18 protein-coding genes are annotated in these 24,668 nt (G+C 61.4%); 1 reads left to right on the forward strand and 17 read right to left on the reverse strand.

The genetic code is table 11. From position 1 onward, the window contains the following. Window positions 1–119 precede the first annotated feature (119 nt). The 8 genes from JI752_RS12090 to JI752_RS12125 form a co-directional block, all read right to left on the reverse strand. Window positions 120–338: an AlpA family phage regulatory protein gene (locus tag JI752_RS12090; RefSeq protein ID WP_216964379.1), complete on the reverse strand. Its 219-nt coding sequence runs from the start codon at window positions 336–338 to the stop codon at window positions 120–122. Between the two features lie 309 nt (window positions 339–647). Beyond that, complete coding sequence (locus JI752_RS12095; protein WP_216964380.1) at window positions 648–1,928, reverse strand: AAA family ATPase; 1,281 nt, start codon at window positions 1,926–1,928, stop codon at window positions 648–650. A 178-nt stretch (window positions 1,929–2,106) separates the two neighbouring features. Next, complete coding sequence (locus JI752_RS12100; RefSeq protein ID WP_216964383.1) at window positions 2,107–2,883, reverse strand: lambda exonuclease family protein; 777 nt, start codon at window positions 2,881–2,883, stop codon at window positions 2,107–2,109. 22 nt (window positions 2,884–2,905) lie between these two features. Next, entirely contained in the window at window positions 2,906–3,130 is a 225-nt protein-coding gene (locus JI752_RS12105; protein WP_216964392.1) for a hypothetical protein, read from the reverse strand. A gap of 2 nt (window positions 3,131–3,132) precedes the next feature. Beyond that, window positions 3,133–3,450: a hypothetical protein gene (locus JI752_RS12110; protein WP_216964394.1), complete on the reverse strand. Its 318-nt coding sequence runs from the start codon at window positions 3,448–3,450 to the stop codon at window positions 3,133–3,135. A gap of 22 nt (window positions 3,451–3,472) precedes the next feature. Then, window positions 3,473–5,524 carry a DUF262 domain-containing protein gene (locus JI752_RS12115; protein WP_216964395.1) on the reverse strand — a complete coding sequence of 684 codons (2,052 nt, stop codon included), beginning with the start codon at window positions 5,522–5,524 and terminating at the stop codon, window positions 3,473–3,475. Between the two features lie 41 nt (window positions 5,525–5,565). Beyond that, window positions 5,566–10,440 carry a type ISP restriction/modification enzyme gene (locus tag JI752_RS12120; protein ID WP_345777350.1) on the reverse strand — a complete coding sequence of 1,625 codons (4,875 nt, stop codon included), beginning with the start codon at window positions 10,438–10,440 and terminating at the stop codon, window positions 5,566–5,568. 132 nt (window positions 10,441–10,572) lie between these two features. Next, on the reverse strand, window positions 10,573–11,826 hold the full coding sequence (locus tag JI752_RS12125) for a hypothetical protein (protein ID WP_254200731.1): 1,254 nt from the start codon (window positions 11,824–11,826) through the stop codon (window positions 10,573–10,575). Between the two features lie 267 nt (window positions 11,827–12,093). Between JI752_RS12125 and JI752_RS12130 the strand changes: the two genes are divergently transcribed. Beyond that, window positions 12,094–13,152 carry a hypothetical protein gene (locus JI752_RS12130; RefSeq protein WP_216964399.1) on the forward strand — a complete coding sequence of 353 codons (1,059 nt, stop codon included), beginning with the start codon at window positions 12,094–12,096 and terminating at the stop codon, window positions 13,150–13,152. 384 nt (window positions 13,153–13,536) lie between these two features. Here JI752_RS12130 and JI752_RS12135 read toward each other — a convergent pair whose 3' ends face one another. The 9 genes from JI752_RS12135 to JI752_RS12175 form a co-directional block, all read right to left on the reverse strand. Continuing rightward, window positions 13,537–14,439: a hydrolase or metal-binding protein gene (locus JI752_RS12135; protein ID WP_216964401.1), complete on the reverse strand. Its 903-nt coding sequence runs from the start codon at window positions 14,437–14,439 to the stop codon at window positions 13,537–13,539. Beyond that, a complete protein-coding gene (locus tag JI752_RS12140; RefSeq protein ID WP_216964403.1) occupies window positions 14,433–15,428 on the reverse strand; it encodes a lambda-exonuclease family protein in 996 nt (331 codons plus the stop codon). The genes JI752_RS12135 and JI752_RS12140 overlap by 7 nt, the downstream gene beginning before the upstream one ends. Before the next feature lie 69 nt (window positions 15,429–15,497). Continuing rightward, on the reverse strand, window positions 15,498–16,454 hold the full coding sequence (locus JI752_RS12145; RefSeq protein ID WP_216965317.1) for a DUF932 domain-containing protein: 957 nt from the start codon (window positions 16,452–16,454) through the stop codon (window positions 15,498–15,500). Between the two features lie 370 nt (window positions 16,455–16,824). Beyond that, the gene (locus JI752_RS12150; RefSeq protein ID WP_216964405.1) at window positions 16,825–17,289 is read right to left on the reverse strand and encodes a hypothetical protein; all 465 of its coding nucleotides are present in this window, start codon (window positions 17,287–17,289) and stop codon (window positions 16,825–16,827) included. A 152-nt stretch (window positions 17,290–17,441) separates the two neighbouring features. Beyond that, the gene (locus tag JI752_RS12155; protein WP_216964407.1) at window positions 17,442–19,223 is read right to left on the reverse strand and encodes an ATP-dependent helicase; all 1,782 of its coding nucleotides are present in this window, start codon (window positions 19,221–19,223) and stop codon (window positions 17,442–17,444) included. Further along, the gene (locus tag JI752_RS12160; protein WP_216964409.1) at window positions 19,216–20,997 is read right to left on the reverse strand and encodes an AAA family ATPase; all 1,782 of its coding nucleotides are present in this window, start codon (window positions 20,995–20,997) and stop codon (window positions 19,216–19,218) included. Before JI752_RS12160 ends, JI752_RS12155 begins: the two co-directional genes overlap by 8 nt. A 234-nt stretch (window positions 20,998–21,231) precedes the next feature. Then, on the reverse strand, window positions 21,232–22,329 hold the full coding sequence (locus JI752_RS12165; protein ID WP_216964412.1) for an XRE family transcriptional regulator: 1,098 nt from the start codon (window positions 22,327–22,329) through the stop codon (window positions 21,232–21,234). A gap of 6 nt (window positions 22,330–22,335) precedes the next feature. Continuing rightward, window positions 22,336–23,001 (reverse strand): hypothetical protein, encoded by a 666-nt coding sequence (locus JI752_RS12170; protein ID WP_216964415.1) that lies wholly within the window; start codon window positions 22,999–23,001, stop codon window positions 22,336–22,338. Between the two features lie 207 nt (window positions 23,002–23,208). Beyond that, on the reverse strand, window positions 23,209–24,327 hold the full coding sequence (locus tag JI752_RS12175; RefSeq protein WP_216964416.1) for a hypothetical protein: 1,119 nt from the start codon (window positions 24,325–24,327) through the stop codon (window positions 23,209–23,211). Window positions 24,328–24,668: the final 341 nt, after the last annotated feature.

Below are 24,668 nucleotides of genomic sequence, written 5' to 3' on the forward strand. Positions count from 1 at the left end.
CTTATAGAAACCATACGAACCCAAATTCGCGGAGGCGCCCAAGGGGTAGATTTCCCGGAACGCGCACTAGGCAATGTCCGAGGTTCTCCTGATTTCGGCTTCGGCCGCAGCGGGCCAGGTTAGTGCGTCGCTTCGGCCCGCTGACTCATTCGGGCACGGATCCACTCTTCGACCTCGGACTCGATCCAGCCCACGCAGTTGGCACTCATCTTGATGGGCCGCGGGAAGCTGGGGTCATATCGCGGGGAGCGCTCGTTCAAGAATTCGTAGATCATCGACCTGCACACGCCGACCCGGTCGGGCATGAAGCGCATGCGGATCACACGGAGGTTGTTCATATCGTCATTTCCCGCTGTGTTCGAGGATGGCCCCACGATGCGGGCGATCGAACAATTGGAAAAGGACGTGTAGGCCTTGGCGGGAATTCCCGCGCCACGCGCGAGTAGAGCCGGGACGGGCGTCGGACGCCCATGGACTCGCAGCCCCGGGCCATCTTGGTTCCTCCCCCACTCCAACTTAGTTCCACCGTGTTGCGAGATGGTTCCTCCGACCGCATCGGCGCCCCCCAGCGGAAGAAGGAGTACCGACAGCCTGGATCGCTTTGGACTACGCGGGATCGCTATGGACGCTGCAGGAGAAATGGGGGATCAGCGGTCGATACCCAGATCCCGATAGAACGCCAGGACTACAGGGTCTGTCCGCACGTCGCGCATTGCGATGGGACGGACTAGCCTGATGCCATCCAGCGTGCGCGAGCGTGAGAGGGCTACGTAGGTCTGCCCCTCGGCGAATGCGCCGCCCCCGAGGTCCAGGGTCAGATTGTCCAAGGTCAGGCCCTGCGACTTGTGGATGGTGATCGCCCAACCCAGGGCAAGGGGAAACTGCCTAAACTCCCCGACAATTTCGGCTTCGACGCGGCGGGTCTGATAGTCGTAGGCATACTTGTATTTGTGCCAGGTCTCGCGTCCGACAGCGACCACATTGTCCGACTGGTCCTTCCGAATGTGGATCAGGTCGTCGTCGAGCTCCACCACGGTGCCGATGTCGCCGTTGATCCAGTGGGGCTTGCGGTTCTTTAGAAAGATCGTCTTGGCTCCTACCTTGAGCTCAAGGCGGTCCGACACCGGTAGCTTCCAGCGGTTGGTGGAAACGTTGCCGCTGATTTCCGCCACATATAAGCGAACCGGCTCAGGCAGCGTGTCCAACTCGCGCATGTTGAGGGTTCGTGCGGCCTGGTTTGTCGGTACTAGGTACACGCCAGCAGGTGAGCCGGAGGGCTTGTCTCGATAGCAGTGCCTGTTGAACTGAGCCACCGCGTCCCGGCAATCGTCATTCAGACGGATCCGGTTTAGCGCGTCGATGAAGGTTTCGTCGGCCTGGCGGCGGACCTTAGTCAGCACGACAGGAATGATCTTTTGTTCCTTGAAGATGTCAGCCGAGAAGAAGTAGGGCGTCGGGTATCGGTGACTGAAGTACACCGACTCTTCAGGTGTACTGACCACTGGGGGCAGCTGCAGCAGATCGCCGACAAAGATCACGGGGACGCCACCAAATGGCAGGCTATTCCCGCGCGCGCTACGCAGAATATTGCTCATGGTGTCGACCAAATTCGGCAACACCATCGAGACTTCGTCCACGACCAGGCAATTGATGTTCTCCAGCACGAGCCGAACCTTGGTAGTCGTAGAGTGCTTTTCGGCGGGGTCGATCAATCGCGGCGGTAGGCCAAAGAAGGAGTGGATGGTGTCGCCTTGGACGTTGGCCGCAGCCACGGCTGTTGGGGCAAGCACAGCGCACGAGTCCAGCTGACTGCGCAGCCAATGGATCAGGGTAGATTTGCCGGTGCCTGCCTTGCCTGTCACGAAGATGGCAGGGCAACCGGCCTTCACCGCTTCAAGGATGAACTGGTACTCGGGCAGTACCTCCACCTCGGACAGCGCATCCGGCTCCGAAGTGAATTTGTCTCGTCGGCCTGGGGGTGATGGCGAGGCAACAGAGAGAGGGCGCGATATGTCCCTTGGTCGCACAGACTTTCCGCCCTCTCCGAGGAGCGTGTCGGCCAACTTGGTGATGGTGTCCCAGATCCCCATACCTACAGTCCCGCCCCTAACGGAGCAGTGCTCTCAACAAGCCTAATCCGACCATGGTCAAGAGCAGCCATGCCCACCCTGGCATGCTGCGCGACCCAGTCATACGGGGGCCTTCCGACGAGCGGGAAACCCATGCCTTTGGCAGGATCGGCGCCTCCTGTCGCGGGGGCGGTGGGGGCCAACGGGTAATGGCGGGAGTGATTGTCGTCGCTGGCCGCCACGGTCCCACCCTGCGCTCAACCTCCCGATTGACCTCGCGACAACGTGCGTCCAATTGGTCGAAGTCGCGTTCGTCCTGAAAGATACGAATGACAATGCCTTGGCCGGGTGGGTAGAAGCACACGAAATCCAGCCACTGGCGCCGGCATACCCACAGCTGACCCTGTACCTGCCAGCGGTAGCGCGAAGGCATCTGGCGCGTATCCATCACTTGGCGGAATGTCTTGATCTGCGGGCACTTGATCTCGATCAGGCCGTCATCGGAGACGAGGCCATCAGGTGAAATGCCGACGAAGTCGTGCTCCGGATGCACCACGAAGCCGGCCTCTGCAACATGACAACCGCGCGATCGCCCATACCATTGGCGGGCATTGCTCTCGTGGTCCATCCCCCATTGCATCGCGGCGTTGATGTACCCGCCGTCAAGGCTGCGTCCGGTTCGACGCTCTTGGACAAGTTCATCAATCAGACTGCGGTAAGTGCTCGAGTGCTTGGAAGCCATGGCACGGGCGAAGCGGGAACCGGTGATCCTGCCGGCGCGCGCCTTGTACCAGGCTTCGGAACGCTGCTTCATTCCCGTCCCCTCGGCATGAATGCTAGTCGGTATCTGCCGATTCGTTCCATGCCGGCCCGTCCTGGTCCAGCACGAAGTGCTGCCACTCAGGATCCACACGTAGATTAACCAGAAGTTCGGCCCAGTGACGGGCGGACTTGGCCACCTTAAGCATGTTTGCCTCGCTCGGTGAGAACGGATCCGCGAGCCGGCTGATCAGGAGGGGGACCAACGCTTGGACAAAATGGCGCTCGCTGTAAGCACTCATCTTTATCGCTCCCCTGTGCTGGTGAGACTAAATTTGTCGAACCAGACCTTTCCTGGTTCGGATCGAATCACGACGCTCGTTCCCTTAGCGTAGGTCGCAAGTAGTCGACTTACGGCTTCCAGCGGAATATGGGCGGTTCCAGCCTGGCTCACGACCGCCGCGACCGATGCACTGCTATCCAGAGTGCCCATCATTACCAGTGCTGTACCGCCGGCGGTCACTTCCACGCTGGGTTCGTGCAGCGAGCGAAAGCGGCTGCGCCGCGGCTTGAGCCGCAGCAGCGCAGTGCGCAGCGCATGTGCATCCACAGTGGCATGCATGATCTCTCCCCAGTTGCCCGATTTAGTTACCAGCGAGTGCAGACGCCACTACGGTAGGAGCTACGGCGACGTCGGCGGGGCGTGGCCAAACAAGCAATGCGGCCTTGCACAGGGTTTGGGAACGGACAGCTATTGCAGCTTCCTCCCATTCGGATATCCCCGCATGGTGGAAATAGGTGTTCATTAGCAGGGCGCTTTGGCCGAGTCTGGAACGCTTGCCCAGCATTCGCGCACCGGCCGCATCCTCCGAATCGACGAACGGTCCATTGCTGACGGAGCTATTCAGCGGCTGCGTTAGCAGGGTCAGGTTTCCGAAGCTATGAACTGCAGCCTCCCTGAGCTGACGCTGGACGTCAGTCATGTCGGTGATCTGGTAGGTCGGAAGCTTTTCCCAGCTTTGCGGCATCACGTGCTCGACTGTTAGGTCAGTCTGTACCGGTACATGATTGCTCCCCTGCATAGTGCCGCGGGCGGCGTACTCCAGCGCGCGCAAGATGCCGCAGGTCTTGGCAGGCCGAAGTTCGATATAGGCCGCTCGATGCCGCCACTTGTCGCGAAACGTCGTGTCATCCGGCCACGCCTCGCTTGGCGCGGTGGCCTCCAGAAGCACCTTGCGCAGGGCCAGATGGGGCTCCGCGTCCGCGCTCGTCACGGCTTGAAGCACGCGCATGAAGAAGCGGTTGTAGCTCTTGGTAGTCAGGGCGCACACCGTACGCCGCGTTAAGTAGGACGCCAGGTCGCCGAGCGCCTGCCTCAGCTCCGCGCTGTCGCTATCCAGGCGCTCGCGCAATGCTAAGTACACCGGGGTAACCGTACCCACGTCCAGGGACTTAATCAGGCGCGAGAACTCGGCCAGATAACCCGTGCCTTCCGGTGAAACTAGCTCCCTGAAGTGCTGGCTTGATGCAACGAGACGCGCCAGCTCCACTTCAAGCTCCCGCGGCTGCTTCTGCCACCATGCTTTGAATGCCTGGAACACATGGCTGGCCAAGGTGACTTCCTGGCTGCGCAGGACGGTGTAGTTGTAGAAGAACAGGTCGATGCGCGGATAGGTCAGGCGACCTTGGCGCTCCTTCTCGCGCCAATAGGCATTGGCCGAGACCCCTTTGCCGGTCGTGGCGACAAGATCGAACGGGCTCCAGTACTCCGCATAAAGCTGCTGCACAGGCCGTCCCTGGCGTGCTGCCTCAAGGAAGACGAAGTTGCGAACCAGGTCCGACGCTAACAGAGGTTCGCCGCGTGCGTTGAGCGTCTCGAAGATGACTTGCGGATCGTCCTCGACCTCAAGCGTCAGGGTCATAATCTGGACGTGGTCGGACAAGGCCATGTACAGCGCTTGGGCACGGGCCGGATCCAGCGGACGGTTTGCCCCCAGGGGCGCCACGGCGTTGCTGCGACGGATGTCGGCGACGAGCGCATCTCCCAGCGTGCCGTCCGTTGTGGGATCGACGGGATCGGTGAGATCAAGGCCGCGCATGTACCCGAGGCAGGCGTGGTAGAGGTACAGAAAGGTCTGCACCATCAAGGGCCGTTCAATCTTCCTGCGTCCGTCCCGGGCCGGGTACGCTGCACACAGATCCTGAATGCTTGTCGCCGAGTCGCTCAGACGCCGCATCTCGTCCTGGCCCGCCTGGGTCGGCCAGACTTTGTAGTGATCTTCGGGGCGCTGGTAGGGGCCAGGATTCCGAGCCAGGCCATCTAGCATCTGGGGGATGGGGCTATCGGCCAGTTGGAGCGCAGCCTGGCGGAACGCAAGCAGCAGGAGCTGCAGCGTGGTGGACCGCTGCTGACCGTCGATCACCTCAAAGGCCGGGACCCTCCCGAAGGTGTTGGGTACCGGGGTCATGACGATCGAACCCAGGAAGTGCTTCGGCAGCGGCTTCGCCACCATGGCCGCGCCCTTGGCCGCCAGCGCCTGCTGCTCCAGCACGGCATCCGACCGGTCCTGAATGTCTGCCCACAGCGGGCCGACTTGCTTCTCGAGCGTCCAAACGTAGCCGCGCTGGAAGATGGGAATCTGGTACTGGTGCGGCGTACTGAACAGGCCGGTGACCGTGGTCTTGCTGGGCTGCATCCGGAATCCTCTTAAATTTGTTGTGGCCGGAGTTGCTCGGCTCAGCCGTCGTCGCGGATATCGAGGGCAGGCAGATTGGCAACGATCTTTTGAGTCTCCAGGCTGACTGTCACCACGCGCCGGAACAGCTCCAACGGGTACTTCGGATTGTTCATGGTCTCGATGGCCCAGTCGTTGGCGTCGTTGACGATTCCGCTGTCCTTGTCCTCGCGCACACCCTGGCGCTCCATCACCCAGTCGAGCGCGGCTTTGCCATTGATGACGTACTCCCAAGCCGCCTCAGGGATACCTTTGAGGGTGATCTTGGCGTTGTAGAGCACCGTGCTGCGGTCATCGACGTTCTTTCCTGTCTCCGAGTCCTTTTTCTTCGCGAACTTCATCTTCTCGACGCGATAGTCGGCGTCGGTCAGTGCGCCCTTGGTTTCGACAGTCAGCGGGTACATCTCGACCGTTTCGTACTTCAAGTGCAGGTGGGCCAGGTCGCGGCCCGCCTTGCTGAAGGCCCAAAAGTCAGCGACCTCCTTGGCTCGTGGGATGCGTGGCAGTTCCTTACTTAGGTTGTCGGCATAGCGTTCGCGGTATTCCGGCGAATGCAGGAGGCCGTAGACGTAATAGAAAAGATCTTCCTTTCTGATCGTCTCTTCCGGATACGCGGACTGGAAGTGGGCTAGGCCGGCATCGGTAATGGCGTCGCGACGGCGCGGCCCACGGCCATTGACGTCTCCAAAAAGGCCACTGGCGTCCGCCTTCTCCTCCGACGCGTCATAGACGTAGAGCGGGAAGCATTGTGTCCCGCCAGACGACTGAACATCGATTACCCGATCCACGATCAACGCCGGGAATCCTTCGCCCTCCCAGCTTTGCTTCACGACAATCGCAATGTTCTCCCCTCCGCCATCGGGGAAGATGCGTGCCATCTGGTATCTGTTTTCGTTGAAGTATGGGTCGTAGTACATCCAGCTTTTGTTGAATGGGCGATAGATCGCTTGAACTAGGCCGTCGGGCCTAAACTGTCCGACGAACCCCTTTTCCTGCCGACCTCGAAGCACCCACGACCACCCAATCTTAGTTGGGTCATTTACATCGAACTTCGCCGTACCGCTTGCAGCCTCGTTGTATGAGCTAATCATGAGGTGCATGTTGGACGAGACCTTGTCTCGCGAAGCGTTATAGGCCCACGCATCCCGATTGGTCTTGACGCCACTGCTATACGCCGCGAAGACAACGATTGGCGCCAACTTGCTCTTGTCCCCCATGGGCGCAAATTTCTGGAATCCGCCGTCCCGCTTCTTTACCCAATCTCCGTGAGAGTCGGGGATGATGGACTGCCAGTTTTGGATACCAGCCACGCTGGCGTAGCCAGCGATCTTCTCTAGCTTGTCCTCGCGACTAAGATAGTCACCGATGTCGTGGAAGTGGATCTGGCCACGTTCGGTCGCCCGCGGGTTCTTGACCAGCAACGAGATGGCGATCGGCGCACGGCTGCCGCTGCCAAAGATCTTGCCACCCTCCCTCCTCGACGTCTCTCCTGAGGTGCGCTGATTGCCGCGCAGATGGAACACGTACAGGCTGGAAAACTCCTCGGCCAAGCATTTACGCAGGCCGTCGGCTGCCTTGCCATCGACAAATCCCGCGTTGGTTACGTAGCCAATGACCCCCGCATCTCCCACACGATCGCTCGCCCATCGAATGGCTCGGATGTAGCTGTCATACAGACTCCGTGGATTTCCGGTTGATCGGGCAACATAGGTTGACTGAAGTCGCGCATCGAGCCCGGGGTACTGGAGGTTAGCCGCGGCATCGTTGTCATCTTTCTGACCGACGGAGTACGGCGGATTCCCAACAATCACCCGGATATCCAGCTTCTTCTGCCGCTTTCGCCGCTTGCTGTTGTCCACCAGCAACTGGTCGACGAGGTCATCCTTTTCGTACATCTGGAAGGTATCGGTCAGACAGATTCCTTCGAATGGCACGTAATCGCCGCCCGCGATGCTGTGGTAGGTCGCCTCGATGTTGATGGCGGCGATGTAGTACGCCAGCAACACCAGCTCGTTGGCATGGATCTCGTGCTTGTACTTGTGCGGCAGTTGCTCGGGACTGAGCAGGCCCGACTGCAGCAGCCGGGTGATGAACGTACCGGTACCGGTGAACGGGTCGAGGATATGCACGCCCTCACTGCCCAGCGTCTGGTCAAACTCCCGACGCAGCAGGTGGTCCACGCTGTGCAGGATGAAGTCCACCACCTCCACCGGGGTGTACACGATGCCAAGGCGCTCGGTCATCTTGGGGAAGGCATTGCGGAAGAATTTGTCGTACAGCTCGACGATGATCTTCTGCTTACCGGTGGCGCTCTCGATGCCTTCGGCACGCAGCTTCACGCTGTCGTAGAACTCCTGCAGGGTGGACGCTTCCTTGCCCAAGTGCTGCTCGTGCAGCACGTCCAAGACGCGTTGCATGGCGCGTGACATGGGGTTGTGGTTGGCAAAGCTGTAGTCGGCAAACAGCGCCTCGAACACCGGCTTGGTGATCAGGTGCTGTGCCAGCATCTCGATGACTTCGGCGTCGCTGACCTTGTCGTTCAGGTCGTCGCGTAGCTCGCTGGCGAACTCATTGAAGGCTTCGCGAGCGGCGGTCTGGGCGGGATCTTCCAGCAGAGCCTTGATGCGGTCGATGTGGGTTTGGGCGATTCTGGCGATGTCATTGGCCCAGTCCTCCCAGTGGTGGCGGTTGCCACACTTGTCCACCACCTTGGCATACAGCGCGCGTTCGATCTCGCCGACCTCGAATTCCAGCTGGGTCTGGTCGGGGGCGGGCCCGTAGATCTCGGCTTTCTCGCCGATGGCGTACTTGCCCTTGGCCTTGCCAGCCTGCTTGGCGCTGCTGTCCTTCAGCGGGCTGGCCTTGCGCTGCACGGTGTCCGCGATGGCGATGACTTCCATCTTGCTACGGTCCGGCCCCACCAGATCCAGCTTGTTGACCATGGCGTCGAAGCGGTCGTCGTGCGAGCGCAGCGCCTGGAGCACCTGCCAGACCACGGCATAGGTCTTGTTGTCGTTCAGGGCCTCGTGCGGCTCGATGCCGGCGGGGATCACCACCGGCAGCACCACGTAGCCGCGCTTCTTGCCGGATGCCGTGCGCATCACACGACCAACGGACTGAACTACGTCCACCTGCGAGTTGCGTGGGGTCAGGAACAGCACGGCGTCCAGCGCGGGAACGTCAACGCCTTCGGACAGGCAACGCACGTTGCTCAGCACGCGACAGGTGTCGGGCGGCGTGGGGGCCTTCAGCCAGTCCAGCTTGGCCTCCTTCTCGCCGGCGTTCATGCCACCGTCCACGTGTTCGGCCTCGCAGGTTAGGCGGGCACCGTCCTCAATGTCCTCGGCGTCCTGATAGGCCTCCACCACCGCCTGGAACATGCCGGCGATTTCCTTGGAGCTGACCTTGTGGGTCTTGCCGCCCTTGCCCGGCTCGATGACCTGGCAGAACGCCACGGCGCGTTTCATGGGCTCCGGGGTAACGCTGCCATCCTCCTGGATGCCCAGCTTGGCGAGTGCCTTCCAGCAGCCGACGATCTTCGCCGCGTCGTCCACCTTGAGCTGGTTGTTCTCGTCGGCCAGCAGCTTCTGCAGGCGACGGTTGATGTGGCTTTCCTCCACCGCCAGCACGATCACCTTGTAATCCACCAGCAGGCCGCGCTTGACCGCTTCGGAGAAGGTGATGAGGAACAGCTGCTTGCCGTACCACGCCTCGTTGTCCATCGAGTACAGCGCCACGTTGTCGCGCTCGGCCACGGCCTTGGCGCTGTCTCCGTAGATGCGCGGGGTGGCGGTCATGTACATACGCTTGGCGGAGCGGATGTAGCTGGCGTCGTGAACGCGCACGAACGCGCTTTCGTCATCGCCCTCAAAGGTGGCGCCGGTGGTGCGATGTGCCTCGTCGCAGACGATCAGGTCGAAGTCGGGCAGCCCGTGGCCATGCTGGGCATCGCGGATGACCTCGATGGAGTGGTAGGTGCTGAAGACCACCGTCATGTGTTCGTCGTCGTGGCGCAGGGCCGCGCCCTGGGCCAGCCGCTTTGCGTCCGTGGTCGCCGGGTAGCGCAGCTCGTGCGCTAGCGTCTGGACGGCGTCGTCCTCCTTGCGGCCGCGCTTCTTACCCACGTCGCTGTCGGAGCACACTGCGAAACTGTGCAGCGGAATGCCGCTCTCCTGCGTCCATTCGGTCAGGGTCTGCGACAGCAGCGACAGGCTGGGCACGAGGAACAGCACGCGCTTGGCCTTCCCTGCCATAGCCTCGGCGATCTTGAGGCTGGTGAAGGTCTTACCGGTGCCGCAGGCCATGATCAGCTTGCCGCGGTCGGCGTCCTTCAGGCCGGCGATGACTTCTTTGAGAGCGGTCTCCTGGTGCGGGAGCAGGGACTTCTTCGCCTTGAGCACCGGCGCTTTACGAGGCTGGTACCGTGCCCAGTCGATCTGGCTCTCTTCTAGATCGTGCAGGGTGATCTTGCTGACCGGCGGCTGCTGGTCGACCAGCGCGTTCTCTGCGTGGTCGGACCAGTGGTCGGTGCTGCTGACGATGATGCGATGGGTGAACGGCTTGCGCCCGGAAGCGGTAAAGAAGCTATCGATGTCCTTCTTCTGCAGCTTGTAGTCCGGGTCGTAGAACTTGCACTGGATGGCGTGGAACTCGCCGCTGCCAGCCACCTGGGCCACCAAGTCGATGCCATCGTCCTTGGCGGTGAAACCGTGGCCGGGCGCCCAGCTGGCCCAGGTCCAGACCTGGCTGTAGAGGTCGCGGTAGGTGGCTTCGTTGCGCAGGTAGGTGAGGATCAGCTCCTCGAAGTAGGTGCCCTTCTCCCGCTCGGTGACGGCGGCGGCGCGGTAGGTAGCGAGAAGCTGGGAGAGGGCTGTCACGGATACGGATCCTGGTGCGGCTGCGGAATCGAGTGGCCGGAGGGGCACGACGATGCACACGTCATTTAAAATCAATGACATAGCACACAGCGATTGGTCCACCCCGGACAATCGATTCTAGGTGTTGGCACCTCAAAGGGCGAGGAGCCCGGACTGATTGCCGCTGAGAGCTTTTCCCGCACCCACGACGGCGACGGGCCAACCGGCTGCTGGCGGTGGGAGGACTTCGCACTCGCCAACGGGGGCAGCCAGGCGACGGATCAGGCGCGCCGATTCAAGCCGGTCCATGAAGTCGTTGATCGGCGTGTAGAAGTTTGGAATCCGGTCGTTCTCTTCGTCGGTGAATACCCAATAGGCGAGGCGATGCTTTGAAATCCCGGCCCGGCGAGCTTCTGCTCGGTTGGCGTACTGGGCGACGAACAGTCGGTACAGAGCCTTCTCGTAGGGAAAGCTATGGCGGACCCAACTGGCAACGTCTCTCTGGTTGAAGCGGTCACCGGCAGAGCGCCTTGTCACAAAGTGGTCGTAGGCCAAGAGCTGCCAGAGCGCCGGATCTACTCCAAAAACCCAGGCATCGCCGTGGACGGCCCGCAGGCATGCAGAACGCACTGCGGGTGGAGCGGAGTCCAATAGCGAGCTGACACGCTCTTCGGCAATCGCCTGGTATTCCCGAAGAATCCGCTCAATGCGAGCCGGCGACGTCAGACCCGCCAGTTGCGCGAGGTCGCCCGCGTGCTTTTCCCGCTCCCGCCGGCGGATGTAGGCTTTTCGGCCGTCCTTGTCCTTGGTTTCCTGAGCCTCACGCTCACGCCGCGCCTTGGCTGCCTTGATCAACTGATCCCGCTGTTGCGCTATCTCCTTGTTTCGCGCCGCAATTTGCTCGTCCAACTCCTGCTTGGACGCGTGCCAATCCACGACCGCCTCGGGACACGATATCCAACTCCGATTTGCCGGATCGAAGAGGACCACCTGCTCAAAGGCCGCCAAGTCGTGCGGCGTGTCGCGGTGTAGGTGCGAGAGGTCTATTTCGACCATCCGACGCCCCTGCATCCGGACTCGGGCGGCCTTGCCGTCGTCGACGGCGTGGGTGACACGGATCTCAATGAGCAGCTCGCCGAGCCCGTCCTGTGCATAGACATCAGGTTGGTATGTCCCAAACGACCGCTCAACCTCGATGTCGCGTAATCCGACGAGGCGCGCCGGGCAATCGATCTGTCGCCCCCAGTGGAGCCGCCCCTCGTCATCTCGGGCATGGGGCGGATTGGGCATGTCGACAAAATCTCCAATCCACGCTGGGATCACCAGTTCCTGGCGCTCGGCAATCAGCTGCTTAGCTCGCAGGTGGATGCCTGTTTCACGACCGGTCTGGCAGCCGGTTTCGATCAAGTGGGCGAAGTGGGGCCGCTTGCGCCGGCTCTCCTGGGCTTTTGCTACCAAAGGGGCATGGCACCCCGGGCAGAGGCAGCCGCAGGCCTTCCCCTTGGCGACCTCCCCGGGAGCCCAGACCCGACCATCCCGCAGTCCAAATGGGACTCGAAATCCGCCCCGCCTTGAGAACGGGTTGGTGGACGCATTGCTAAGCGTGAACGGCTCTGGGATGGTGTCCAAGGTGCTTTCCTTGATCGGAGGGAAAGCAAAAAGTCGCGGTAAGCCATGGACGCAAACAGGTCTAATCCCGCCCAATCCTGTAATCCACAGGTTGAATCCCTGCGACTGGCGCTTGAATGGCTGGACAGGGAGGGTGGCCAGCAACGAAACGCGCGGGTACTCAGGGAGCTGATCGAGGCGACTGTCACCGCCCTGTCGCGCGGCGACGCGCCCCCCGAAAAGGACACCACCACTCTCAGGGATCTATTGCAGCAGTTGGATGGGGACAAGGACGGGGCTTGGTCGAAGCCGTTCCGGGCAAAGGAATTGGCCAACTGGTGGGATGCGCGAGCAGAACAGTTGCGTCAGGTGTGCAGCGTGCGTGGATGCGGCTGGACGCCAAAGCTTGTGGTCAAAACTGGCGGCGGGCGGGGCCTTCCCTCACGCCTGTCATTCGAGTTTCATCCGTCCGGTGAGGCTGAACCCGAAGCCGGCACGACGACGCCGGAGTCCAACGCGATCCTCGTGCGTTATCAGATGGATCCCGCCAAGCCGGCGTGGTGGCTGCGCCTGCTGGTCGGAAGTCGCCCCTTCCCCGTGCAGTCCTGGCGCGGCTACGTGCTGCTCGGGACCGCGGCGCTGAACATCGTGCTGATCGGGCTCATCTGGTTGGGGATCTACGCTTCGTGGTCACGGGACCAACCAATCACCACCGCGGCGGTTGCCCAACTGGCTGCGGCGCTGCTAGTAACTGCAGGGCTGTGGTGGCTTTCCGAACCAATTCGCCAGCTTCCAACTCAGCGGGTCACGATGGCCGGCCCTTCATTCCTGGCACTGAGTGAACTCTATGGTCAGCTTCGAACGATGCCGGCGACGGGTCGCAACCTGAAATCACGTGAATTCGCCGTCGTCCGCCATTGGGCCACCTGTCCGATCTGCTCAGCGGAAGTGGACTTGGACTCGGGTCGCTCTGCTTTCCCTGATCGCCTGATCGGCCGCTGCCATGATGCTCCGTTGGAGCACGTCTTCTCGTTCGATCCGGTGCGTTTGGTGGGGCTGCCATTGAGGCGAGACGCCCACCGCGGGGTGGGTGAACCATCAGGCGATCAAAAAAACGAAACCTAGACCGCACCCGCCAGCCCGCACAAACGCGGGCTGACGGATCGGCTTTATTAGCTTGCTTCTTCCTTGTGCCTTGCGTGCATGCGTTGTAGATACACGCCCAAGCCGAACATGGCGAAGCCATAGACAACGACACCGCCGATAACCTTCAGCATCGCAACTTCCTCCAACTCAGATGCAGCGGCCCTTGGCCTTTGAGATAGATATTGCTCAGGTACTCGCCTCGATGAAGCAGAAGGCTTCTGCCTGCGCCTGGGTCAATCCGCCCCGGACGAAGTACTTGATAAACTCCGCGTTTTCGCTGTTATCGTCATTGGATAGCACGTCTTCTACCCAAGTCACCTCATCGGACGTGAGGCCGTACCTGATTGCCCCCATACGCCCCTATTACCCGCTCGCCAATCGAGTGACCTTGCCATCCAACTTGCCCCGCAAGTTCGATGCGGGCAAGTCTTGGAGCGTATCGGCAACCACCGGATGCGCATCCTGCGGATAGAACTCTTCAACTACCGCAGGCACATCCTCCGCCGAGTCCTCGAACGCCCCGTTCGCGAACCCACGCCGGGCCGCTTCGTCCAGCGCCTCCTGGTCCACGCCAATCGTCCTGCGTACCTCATCCTTCTGGATGGCCTCGGCAATGGCCTGCTCCAGCGTGAGACCTGACCGGACGACCAAATCCACGTAGAAGATGGCTGAGCGATGACTCATGGCCGTCGACTTGCCCCGCAGCTTCAGCTCCAGCGGCATGCAGGCAAGCCGACGACCCGAGACGGCACTGAAGTACTGCAGCCGCGCGGCAAGGGTGCGGATGGTGTTGAACGAAGTGGTACGGAGCACGAAGCTGCCCAGAGCGTCGTCCTCACCATCCCCTACCACCACGTTCAGGCGGGCATATGCCTTGCAGTCACCCATCGCAAAAGGACAGGTATCAGGCCCAGGACACGGATGCTGACTCACCCCTTCCTTCTCCATCCGCCGACACGTTTCCCCATTGCCTACACACCGAGGCCGACCAGTGTTGCGGTCGAACAAGGAGTAATCGGCCCGCAGGTTGAGTGCCGGATCGTTGAAGAGCATCCGTACGGGAATGGAGCGGAGCTTCTGCCCTTCTGCCGCTCGCCTCAACTGCTCATCCAAGGGGTGCAGCACCCAACCGTCCCGGTTTTGCACCTGGCTGGTCAGTGTGAACTGGTCGTCCTTCTCCGGCAGACGCTTTCCATTGCGCTCCACAACCCGTCCGATGGAGATCCGCCCGACCACAGGCGGGGTGATCACAAGACCTCTCAGCATGTCGCACTCCTTTCAGTCGATTCGGTCTGACGCGAGAGCAAGAACCGGCGCGAGCCGGGGGCGGTCACGGTGTATCGGGCTGCGATGTCGGGATGCTCTGCCGCCAATCCCTTCGTATCGATCCGAGCTCCATCCTTGGCCCGCTTGAAGGTCACCATGCCGTTGGCAAAAGCTGCCTTGGAGGCATCGCCCATGGCCTGCTGGATGACCTGCTTAAGGCGCTCGGCCTCCCGCTCCTTGGCTGCGATCTCCATATCCAGGTCCGCCAAGGCATCGAACGTGTTGCCAAGTTCCGCATCCCCGGTGAAGTCCAACGTTGCATCGTTACCCCGGTACAGGTGACGCAGCGCTCGCGCGGCCGATTCGCTGCCATCCGCAGGCGGGGGCGTGTCGGTCTCGACAAAGCCCCAGAAGTGACTTTCGAGCACCATCAGCCGGGCGATGATTTCGTCATCCCGGTTGATACGGTGGATCTCCAGCTTCTGCCCACAGAGCAGGACGGCCACGTCCGCCGCGGGCTTGCCGGTCACGGCTAGCTGGTGCTGCACCTGGAGCTGGACGTACTCAGGAACCCCGTCCTTCCAGAGCTTCGAACCGAACTCACCCGCGGTTTTGCATTCCAGGATCTGCACGTCGGGACTGCCCACCACTTCCCGGTCGATGTTCGCCAGCATGAATGGCATCGTCGGATGTTGGAGCACGGCGTTGAGCCTTCTGACCTTCCGGTTGGTCTTCTGCTGATAGGCCACGGCAACATACGGTTCCAGCAAGGTCCCCCAGAACCGGGGATCGTCCATGCCTTGATGATCGCCGGTTGAATCATTCCGGCCGGTCTTTTCCAGCCACAGCTCCAATTGGCTCTTGTACGGGTTCAGCCCAACTGCAGCAGCCGCGTCGGAGCTCCCGATGCCCCCCTTGCGGACTTCCAGCCACTGGTCACGATCAAGCGCCCGGGTATCAGCCAGGCGCAGTGCGGTTTGCGTTTTCATCTCAATCCTCCGAAAAGCAAACGCCCGGCTCTAGGCCGGGCGTTATGGCGCGTTGGACAAATTGATACCTCAGGACAACAAATCCAGAACTTCCTCCCAGGCCTTGTGCTTGATCTGCGCACCGTGCCCAAACCAAGCCGCATCGCGGCGGTAGTCGTCGCTACGCGCCCTGCGGTGGTGATCCACGAACTCGGTGACGCTGTTCAGCAGACCCCAAGCCGTTCCTCGGCTGGACGTCAACATCGCGCCCCGTCCACCTCCTTCGTACAGGGCACGGACATTTGCCAAAGCCTGTTCGTTGACCACGTCCGCCTTGCCGTTCGGGACCTGATAGGTGAGCACGCGGCGCAGCAGCCCTTCGACGGTGTCCGGATCCACGGGGCACTCCACCAACGCCTTCATTCGGGCCACAAAGCCGTCCCACGATGAGACCGTGATTCCGAGTTGGCGTTTGACCATGTCCGCATCGAAGTGACTGCGGTGCGGCACCTTGATCGCACCGGTGGCGCCGCCCAGCGCAACCCGCAATGTGTTGTTGCATACCACTCGGACGGATGTGAACTGGGCCGTGGTGGCAAGCGTCCCATCACATGCCGTGGCGAGCAGCAGGTACCCATCCACTCGGTCACGCCCCTTGAGTACGGTGCTCTGCCCCGTTCGGGCCAACGCCCAGAACTTGCGCCCCTCGCGCAGGACGCCAGCCGTTTCCAGCTCGAAGCCACTGTGGGTGGTCAGGTCGCGATAGAACTCCAGGATCTCCCCGGGCTGGACGACCTTGAAACGCCTACTGACCACAGCCAAGGGAGCCTTGGAGTCGGAGCGATACAGCACCTTCTGCTCAGGAAAGGCGTTGATGACGCCCACGTTGTTGCTTCCCGAGATGTAGCGAACCTCCGATTCCTGGATCTCCCAGTCCATGCCGGCCTGCTCCCTCCACACTTCGATCGGCTGCTGCGCGGCCAGCTTGTTGCCAAGGCCGTGCCAGGGCCTCTCCCCGGTGTAGGCCATCGTTTGTACCAAGTGCATATCGAATTCCTCAATTGGCGGCATAAACGCAGAAGGCCCGCCGGTAAGGGCGGGCCTTCTGTGATGCCAGTGGAGCTGCTTAGGGAAGACGCATGTCCCGCTTCGTCAGCAGGCCTGCCAGTACAACAGCCGCTAGCGTTAGCAGTTGAACAATCGTCTCCTTGGTGTCATCGCGCATGGCTCTGACCTTGCCGTGAGCGCCTGGGACGTAACGCTCGGCCGTGAAGCAAGGGAGTCCCTGCTTCAGATGGGTATTAAGGGTTTGAAACTCTTTCTGTTCTGAGAACCTATCTGAAAGAACCCCGCTGCGCGCCTGCTTCCGGCCCGTCAAGCATCATGAGCACTGGCTTTCGGAAGCGCGGCGCAGAAGTTAGGCGCGGGTCCTGCGCTGCACCACGGTCTGATGGGTAATCCTACGGTTGATCTTCTCCTTCCAAGCAAGCTGTTTGGGAGATAGCTTTCGCTTCAGGCGGGTTTGGACAAGGAATGCATATTCCTGGTCGTAGATGTAGCCAAGCTTGCGTGCGTGTTCGATAACGTCCAGATTTGCGTTAGCAAAAGGGTCCTTGGCGATTCGCTTGAGCCCGTCAAACAGGTTGCCCGTATCGATGCCGATGAAGCGGTTGATGCAGACGTTACCGACATACGTTGAATTGCCTGTGAGCTTATTGGTGATGTAACAGTGCTCCTTAATCTCCTGGCCACATGGGCAGGAATCAAAGTCATCTGTAATCTCCACCGCAATCAAATCCCATTCCCCACGAGCTTGTTCGAAGCTGGAGGCCTGCGAAAGCGGCAGGATGTGCGCCTTTAGCCGTTCAAAATTGTGGTCCATCCGACACACCCCTACATATTTCGGTTGAGTGGCCGAGCCTTCGAGGCGCCACCACGCTTGAAGTCAATAGGGAAAATGCGCCGCCAGTCCGAACCAATAACGTAGCAGCGCCCCCAGGAGCGACAGCGACACACAGGCCCTTGCGTCCTCCCTCACCCCTGCCTGCTACGCCGATACAGTTCCTCCACCCAAGGCGAATGGTTGCCGTCTTGGAAAACGATGGAGAGTTCCTTGCGAGGCCGCGTTACACCGACATAGAAGAGTCGGCGAGCTTCGCGTAACCCCGCTTCTGAGCGGCTATCGCGGCGATCCGGCATGTCGCCTGCGTTCATCCCGTAGAGGATGACGGCGTCGAACTCACGTCCCTTGGCGCTGTGAAGCGTGCTCAAGCTGAGACGTCCAGAGCCCTCGATTCGACCGGCGAAGATCTGGAGCGGCATGTCCCTGCTTTGAGCCGGGTCGGTTCTCGAGGCCATCTCGGCGCAGATGTCCCACTCTTGGTGCGGATTGCGGGCCAGTGAACGCCAAGGCGCAATCAACTCGCGGCAGAGCCGCTGGAGCCACACATGGGTCGTTTCGCCCGATCCAATGCTGCTTCTGAGAAACGCCACGAGTTGCAATGACAATGCGTTCTCTTCCCGCTCACTCGCACCCGCGCCGTAAACCAGCGCCACGGCTTGGCGCCGTAGGCGCGCGAATTGTGGGTTCGCCTCGTGCCAGCCCCCGGCGACCCAGCGGGCGCACTCCTCGATGAAGCGTGCGAGGCGAGAGCTGCGCTTGACCAATGCGTTACCGTCGGTGCGGACGTACGGAAATCCAGCCGAGTCGAGCACACCAGCTATCTTGTTGCCCAGCCACGCAGCGCGATACAGAACAGCGATCTCATTCGCTGGATGGCGCTCGAGCAGAGACGGAAGCACCGTTCTAGCGATCGTTTCCGCTTGGGCATCGAGGCCGCCCTGGACCTTCCAGAACGTAAGTTCGCCATCAGCCGCGCCCTGCAGACCGTGGTAATCCCGTTCCTCACCGAGCGCTCCCAGCGACGCCCGGATGATCCTCGCGCCCGACCGATAGTTGAACCGCAAGCGGATGGTGCGTACGTCAGCACGCACCGTCAGACTCTGCAAGAGTTGGGGATTGGCGCCCGTGAACCCGTAAATGGATTGATCGGGGTCGCCCACGGCAAATAGCCGCACCTGCCCTTCAAAACAGAGAAGGAGCACCAATTCATGCAGTGCGTGGCCTAGATCCTGATACTCGTCGACAAACAGGACCGGGAAGCGCGCCTTAAGCGCGGCACGGATCCAAAGGTGGTCCTTGATCAGGCGGAAGGCGAGCAATGGCATGTCATCGAAATCAATGAGGCCCCGCCGACGTAGCTCCGCCTCGTACGCTTCGATGAAATCGGCAAGCTCTGGGTTCCTCCCGCGCCAGAGCGGAAGAGAGCGGTCCACGTCCCTCTGACGCTTCTGCGCGGCGTATATCCAGCGGTCGTGCGGATTCGCACTGTGATCGTTGAAGACTGCGGTGTGCGCCGCTTCGACGGCTGAGCGATGCTCGGCCTGGCTAGCCACCCGGAACCCCTCCGGCAGGAAACCCGGAAAGCACCGCGCATACGGCGTGATAACTTGGGTCAGCGCGAAGCTATGGACCGTGCCGATGAAGGTGCGCTCACTCGCGGCCACCCCGAGCGCGCCTAGCCGCGCTTCAAGCTCGATTGCACACTCGTTGTTATAGGTGATGCACGCTACGCCGCGCGGTTCAACTACGTCTTTCGCCAACGTGCGCGCCATCGCCGTCGTCAGCGTCTTGGTCTTTCCACTTCCGGGGCCGGCCAGCACGACGCAGTGGCCCATCTCGCGCACGGCCTCACTTTGCTCGGGATTTTGAGCGAGATCGGCCAACGCCTTCGAGAGGGCAAAGTGGTTAGACACGTGATGCGACGAAGTGGATAGCCGCCTGTATGTACGGCGGCGGCGTCAAACCGTCTGGCAACTTACTTTTGAGCTTCGTGCTGAGACGGCCCTTCCCAATGTCGGCAACCATGGCGAGGAGCTGCGCGGCATCGATCGGTGCGCCGGCTCGCCATGCCGCGATTCGGCCAGAGCGGACAGGGCCGAAGCCTTGCTCATCGAGAATGTCGAGCAAAGCACCTTGGAGCTGTTGGACGGCGCCGACCGACACCTCGAACGTGTGTTCGTTCAAGAAGACTCCGGCAGGTGCAGCGCCATTGCTAAACGATGCAAAGTCGGCGGCATTCCATGCGGCTCGTTGTGTTGGGTTCAACTTCGTCTGACCGGTGGCATCGGCTGCAGCGTCGAAGATGCCGAGGGTGCGCACTTTGCCAAGGGGGGGCTTGGTCCCGTCGAGGGGGTCCCAGTCAGTCACCACGGCATACGGAAGGCCCAGACTCGCCGCGAGCTTGACGTATGGTGCGAAGTTCACGCCGGCGACATTGCATACCGTTATGCCTCGCCGATCCAGGTTTATGCCAATGGCGTCGGCGAAGACCGGCATCAGCGTTTCCTCCGCATCCCCTTCGACGAAGATGACTCCCCGTGCGAAGAGCATTTCCGACCGCGTGGCGTTAAGGTACCGCTCGATGTCCTCGAGTTCAGTGTCCGTCACAGGCAGGTTGGCCAACGAATACCCCCACGTCGCACCATTTCGCGCTCTCAAGTGAACGATCGAGCGCAGCGGCGTCACCGCCGTGAGTGTCGGCGAATGAGTGGTCACAACGAGCGCTTGGGCGGGATCGCCCGCGTTGAACATCTTGTCAAATACGGCCCGCTGCAGATGGGGATGCAGATGTGCCTCCGGCTCCTCGATACATAGAAGCGAGTAGTTGCGCTCGTTCTTTTCCCGGCGCCAAGTGAACTCGGCGAGCTTCAGCGCGATGAGCGCGACGTTGGCCGATCCCAGACTGGCCTCGGCGATTCCCCGCTTGCCGTTATCGATGAACATTGCGATCGATCGGAAGAGCCGAAGCGGATCGGCGGGAGCGAAGCGCAAGCGTGCGTCGATATCGTGTGCCGTGCTCGCGAGATCCAGCATGCCGGCACGCAATGACTCCTCCAGCGCCGTGACGCTTGGGAAGCTCTCGAGCTTCCGAGTGGCGGACTCAAGATCCGCAGCGACAGAATCCAGGTCGGCTCGACCAACGCCTGCGATTGCGCCCTCGAGCAACGGCCTGAGCGGCGAGCTTCGCCATGAGGCAAGTTGTCCCTCCGCGTCGCGCAGAGCATCCAGCATGTCGACTGCAATGCGCCGCCGGACACGGCTTGGCACCGACCGCGCTTCGTCGCCGCCGCCGAAGACGATGAACTCACAGTCCTCGCCCGACGCGGGTTGGCCTGCAATTTCGGGCTTCTTGCGAAAAACGTAGCTCAACCGAGCAATCGCCGGGTTTTCTGCAGTGCGAAAATCTGTCAGTAGAGCCACGAGAGCGTCATCGCCGTCAAAATCGGCGAAATCGACATGAACTTCGATCTGCGGGTTCGTCGCCCAGTCACAGCTATCCCAGAAGTCCGAAAGTTTCAGCTGACGCGCCGAATCGGGAAGCGTGGGGTCCAGCACCAACCGGATGGCGAAAAGCAGATTGGTCTTGCCGACCCGATTCTCGCCGAGCAGCACGACATTGCCGGCTAGCGGTACGTCGATCGCCTGGAAATTTCGAAAATTGCGCACACTCAATTTGGCCAGACGCATCGATTCCCCTTTTTGTTCTCGTTGCCGACGGATGCTCTCGCAGAGAGAGCACCCGGCGGGCCAAGTAACCTCACCTTCTGTCATTGCCCCAATGGACGGCCGGCCATGTGGTCTACAACTCAGAACGATTGAGCAGATCTTGGCGCGGCTCGCCTGTTCCTGGGCGAAGAATTGCTAGGCGACTCGCACCCTGCGCCGGTGCGCGCAGTCATACGAGGCGCGCTGAGGCGTCGATCAATCTACGAGCCGCAGATGTCCTCGCCGTGGGGGCGTGGTCTGCGCCGCCAGGTTGGTGATCCCCAGGGAAACCGACGTCAGGCCGAACAGCAAGCGGTGAAGCTCCTCAACGGGTAGCCGCAGGTCCACCGCAATTTCACGCAGCCCCTGGCCCCTTGCCTTCATAGCATCGAATACCTTCTTGAACACCAAGGATGTTTCCCGCTCAGCGCTGTCAACCTCACGCGTGCGCATCCCTTGACTGCTCAGCTCGATGCAGAGCGACTTGTAGAGCCACTCGGTCAACACGCCCACCTTGTGCAGCCGATACACCAGAGCCATCGCCGACACGTTCCAGCGCTTCTTGAGCCGCAACACGTCGACTACCGAGGGGCACTGGGACGCGAGGGCCAGCATTTCGGTCTTGGGCATCAAGAGCGCGGAGGCGAATGCATTCGCTTCGGCTTCCACCTGCTTGCCCTTGGCCTCGCCGTGTCGGTGCAGCACCAAGTGGCCAAGCTCATGCGCCGCGTCGAACCGGCTCGATTCGGAGGACTTGACTGTGTTCAAAAAAACAAACGGCGTTTGCCCTTCGCGCCACGAGGAGAACGCATTCACCTCTCGGCTGTCTTCCACGAGCGAGAAAACGCGTACGCCACGTGACTCCAGCAGGTGGATCATGTTCCTGATCGGCAGGACCCCCAGCCCCCACTCCGCACGCACTATCTCCGCCGCGGCCTCCGGATCCGCACCGGTGAGATCGGGCACGGCCACCGCCGGTAGGTGGAAATTGCGCTCCATCCACGCCGAAAACTCAAACGCGTAGCCGCCCGCCGCCAGCGCGGCATCGCGCTGGGCTGAGGTCATGCGTGAGAACGACCGAAAACTGGCGTTTTCGGGCGTTGGCAACGTCAGGTCTGGGGCAAAAAAGAACTCGGCTGTGACGCCAAGTACTTGTGCGAGGCGGGCAAGCGTTCCCAACGAGGGTTGCCGCCCGTCCTCATAAAGCGCGACGCTCTTATGCGTGACTTCAGCGCGCTCGGCGAGTTGTTTCTTGCTGAGCTTCGCGCGTTGTCGCGCCGCGACGAGTCGCGAGGGATTGAAAGGTCGTTCCATGGCGCATCAGGACTGCTTCGGAATGACGTCGAAATCGATGTCGGGCAGCTCGTCGGAGGCGTTGCCCTGGACTTCAGGGAATAGCGGCATCGGCGGCAGGATATAGCGCACCGACCAGTCGTTGATCTTGTCGGCGTCCGACATGCCCGTTGGCCGCGAAAGCTCCACCCGCATATGGCCTGCTTCGAGGTCGATGTAGTACAGGAACAACCACAGCGCTTGCCCCACGCCTGTTGGCACGGGTGCGCGATCAGCAGACTGCATGGGAAACAGCAGCCCTTGGCGGGCATTGAACTGCACGCTGGTCGCGGTCTGGCTGCCCTTATCGTTTCGCGTCTGCGGGTTGCGGTTTGGAACACCCGTATCGGCATTGCCGCTGCTCACGGTGATGCTGAGCTTGCCATTCGGCGCAACGATCCGTGGCTGGCCGGCGGGGTCCTCAGGCACCCAACCCTTCGGGATCAGGGTCGCGCGCAACTGGGCCGTGCCTTCCGCCCAGGCATTTGTGCCGTTGAACCCCTTCGGATGAAGGGCACTCACCCGGACGAAGCCCTGGTAGATGCGTGCAGCAACGTCCCTCAGGTCTTGGATGCCCAGGGCAAACCCCCGTTGCAGCTCGATTTCGATTCGGTCCGCGTCGACGAACACGTGCTGCGGGGCGAGCTGGTCCATTCGGGCGGCCTAGACAGAGAGTGAGTTCCAGTTTTTATACATCCTTCGATGTGGAAAAACAAGAACCTGCCGCAGGCTCGGGACACATCCCTCGGGGCCGACCAACCTCGAAGCCCAACCGATACCGTGGCCCTCAGCGACTATGAGGTTGGCCAGCGAGACGCCGGCGAAAGCCGGCGCCCCTAGTGTCAGGAGTAGGAGCCGCCGTCAGTTGCGATCCCGTTGGGCGCTGATCCGAGCGAATAGCTGTCCGGCCGTCTGGCGCGCAGCGACATCGGCGCCGCTCGGGAGCGGGTCCAAGTCGATGCCCTCGTCGCCGCCGACGTAGGCAGGTCCCCCTATGTCATCGTCGTAGGGCGTGCCGTCCTCGTTGATGGCCTCGTACCGATCCTGACTCAGGTCGTCCTCTAGCAGGCGGGACAGATGCATCCACACCCAGGCCTGATCGTTTGACTCGCCATGGTCAAGGATCAACGCACGCATTGCGCCGATGTCGCCTTCCTGCGCAGCGACCGTGAGCCAATAACGTACCTTCTCTCCATCTCCGTGCTCGTCAGCGAGCTCGACCATGCTCATCGGGTCCATTTCATCCGATGGCTCCCGCTCAAGAACCGCCGGGTCACCGTAGCGTTCGGCCGTTTCCAATAGCGCGCGAATGTCTCCGCCCCGGGCCGCGGCCAGCAGATGGTGGCGGTACTTTTCTTCGACTCGCAGTCCGTTGGCCTCGATATCTGCGAAGCTCACGAACGGGCTCGTCCAAGTGCCCTCGCGCTTTACCTGCCGCCTCATTCGTTCTTCTTCGTCGCCAAACAGAATCGCTTCGGGCTCGAGCAGCTTCGCGATGGCCAAGTGCGCGCCCGGCGCCCCGCGCTGAGCCGCCGCCTCCAAGCCTTCCTGCAGCAACCGCTGGCGTCCGAAGTGGAGGCCCAGTGTCCCGTGCGTGGCTTCGACGACATGCATCCGCACCCACTCGTGCCAGTCGGGGTCATCTTCATGACCTTCGACCGCTACGATCAGCGCATCGAACCGCACCGGCGCGTAGCCGGCGTCGTGCAGAAATAGAGGCAGCCCTTCTACGACTCGCTCACCCTCGTCCGCAGGAAGACCGAGCTCTCGGCAGCGAGCCCGCATGGCTCCTGGGTCGGGATCGATACCGGTGAGGCTAAACGGCACGTCGCACCAGGTCGCGTCATGCTGGAACGCGGCGTGGGTGGCATAGCCCACCGCGGCGGCGAGCAGCTCATGGACATGGCTGCGCTTGAGTGGCGTGACGCAGCGTGCCTGGAGGAACGCGTGCGCACGGTAGGCCTGTTCTTTGATGGTCATGACTCGCCCTCGATGGCCAGGCCGATCCGGGTCAGGCGCACACGTTTAAATCCCCGGCAGCCGGGCCAGAAGTCGAATCGATTCTAGGGATCAGGCCTGTTTTTGCTCGTGTGCAAGCAGGGCGGGCGCCTCGGCCAGTCTAATCCCGGCAGCAGTCGATTCCAACTGCTAAGCCCACTTTCGACCAGAAGCGGGCGCCTCTTACATCGGACCTTTGGTCTTCTGGCCTCCCATTGCTACGGAAACAAGATCCTAAGCGAAAGCAGCTTAAACCATGATATCTATCCAGCTCTCAAGGTTAATCAGGGGGCTTGGAATGCCAGTTTTGGGGTGGGTTGGGT

The sequence above is a fragment of the Lysobacter sp. MMG2 genome, assembly GCF_016735495.2.
GTDB lineage: Bacteria > Pseudomonadota > Gammaproteobacteria > Xanthomonadales > Xanthomonadaceae > Lysobacter_J.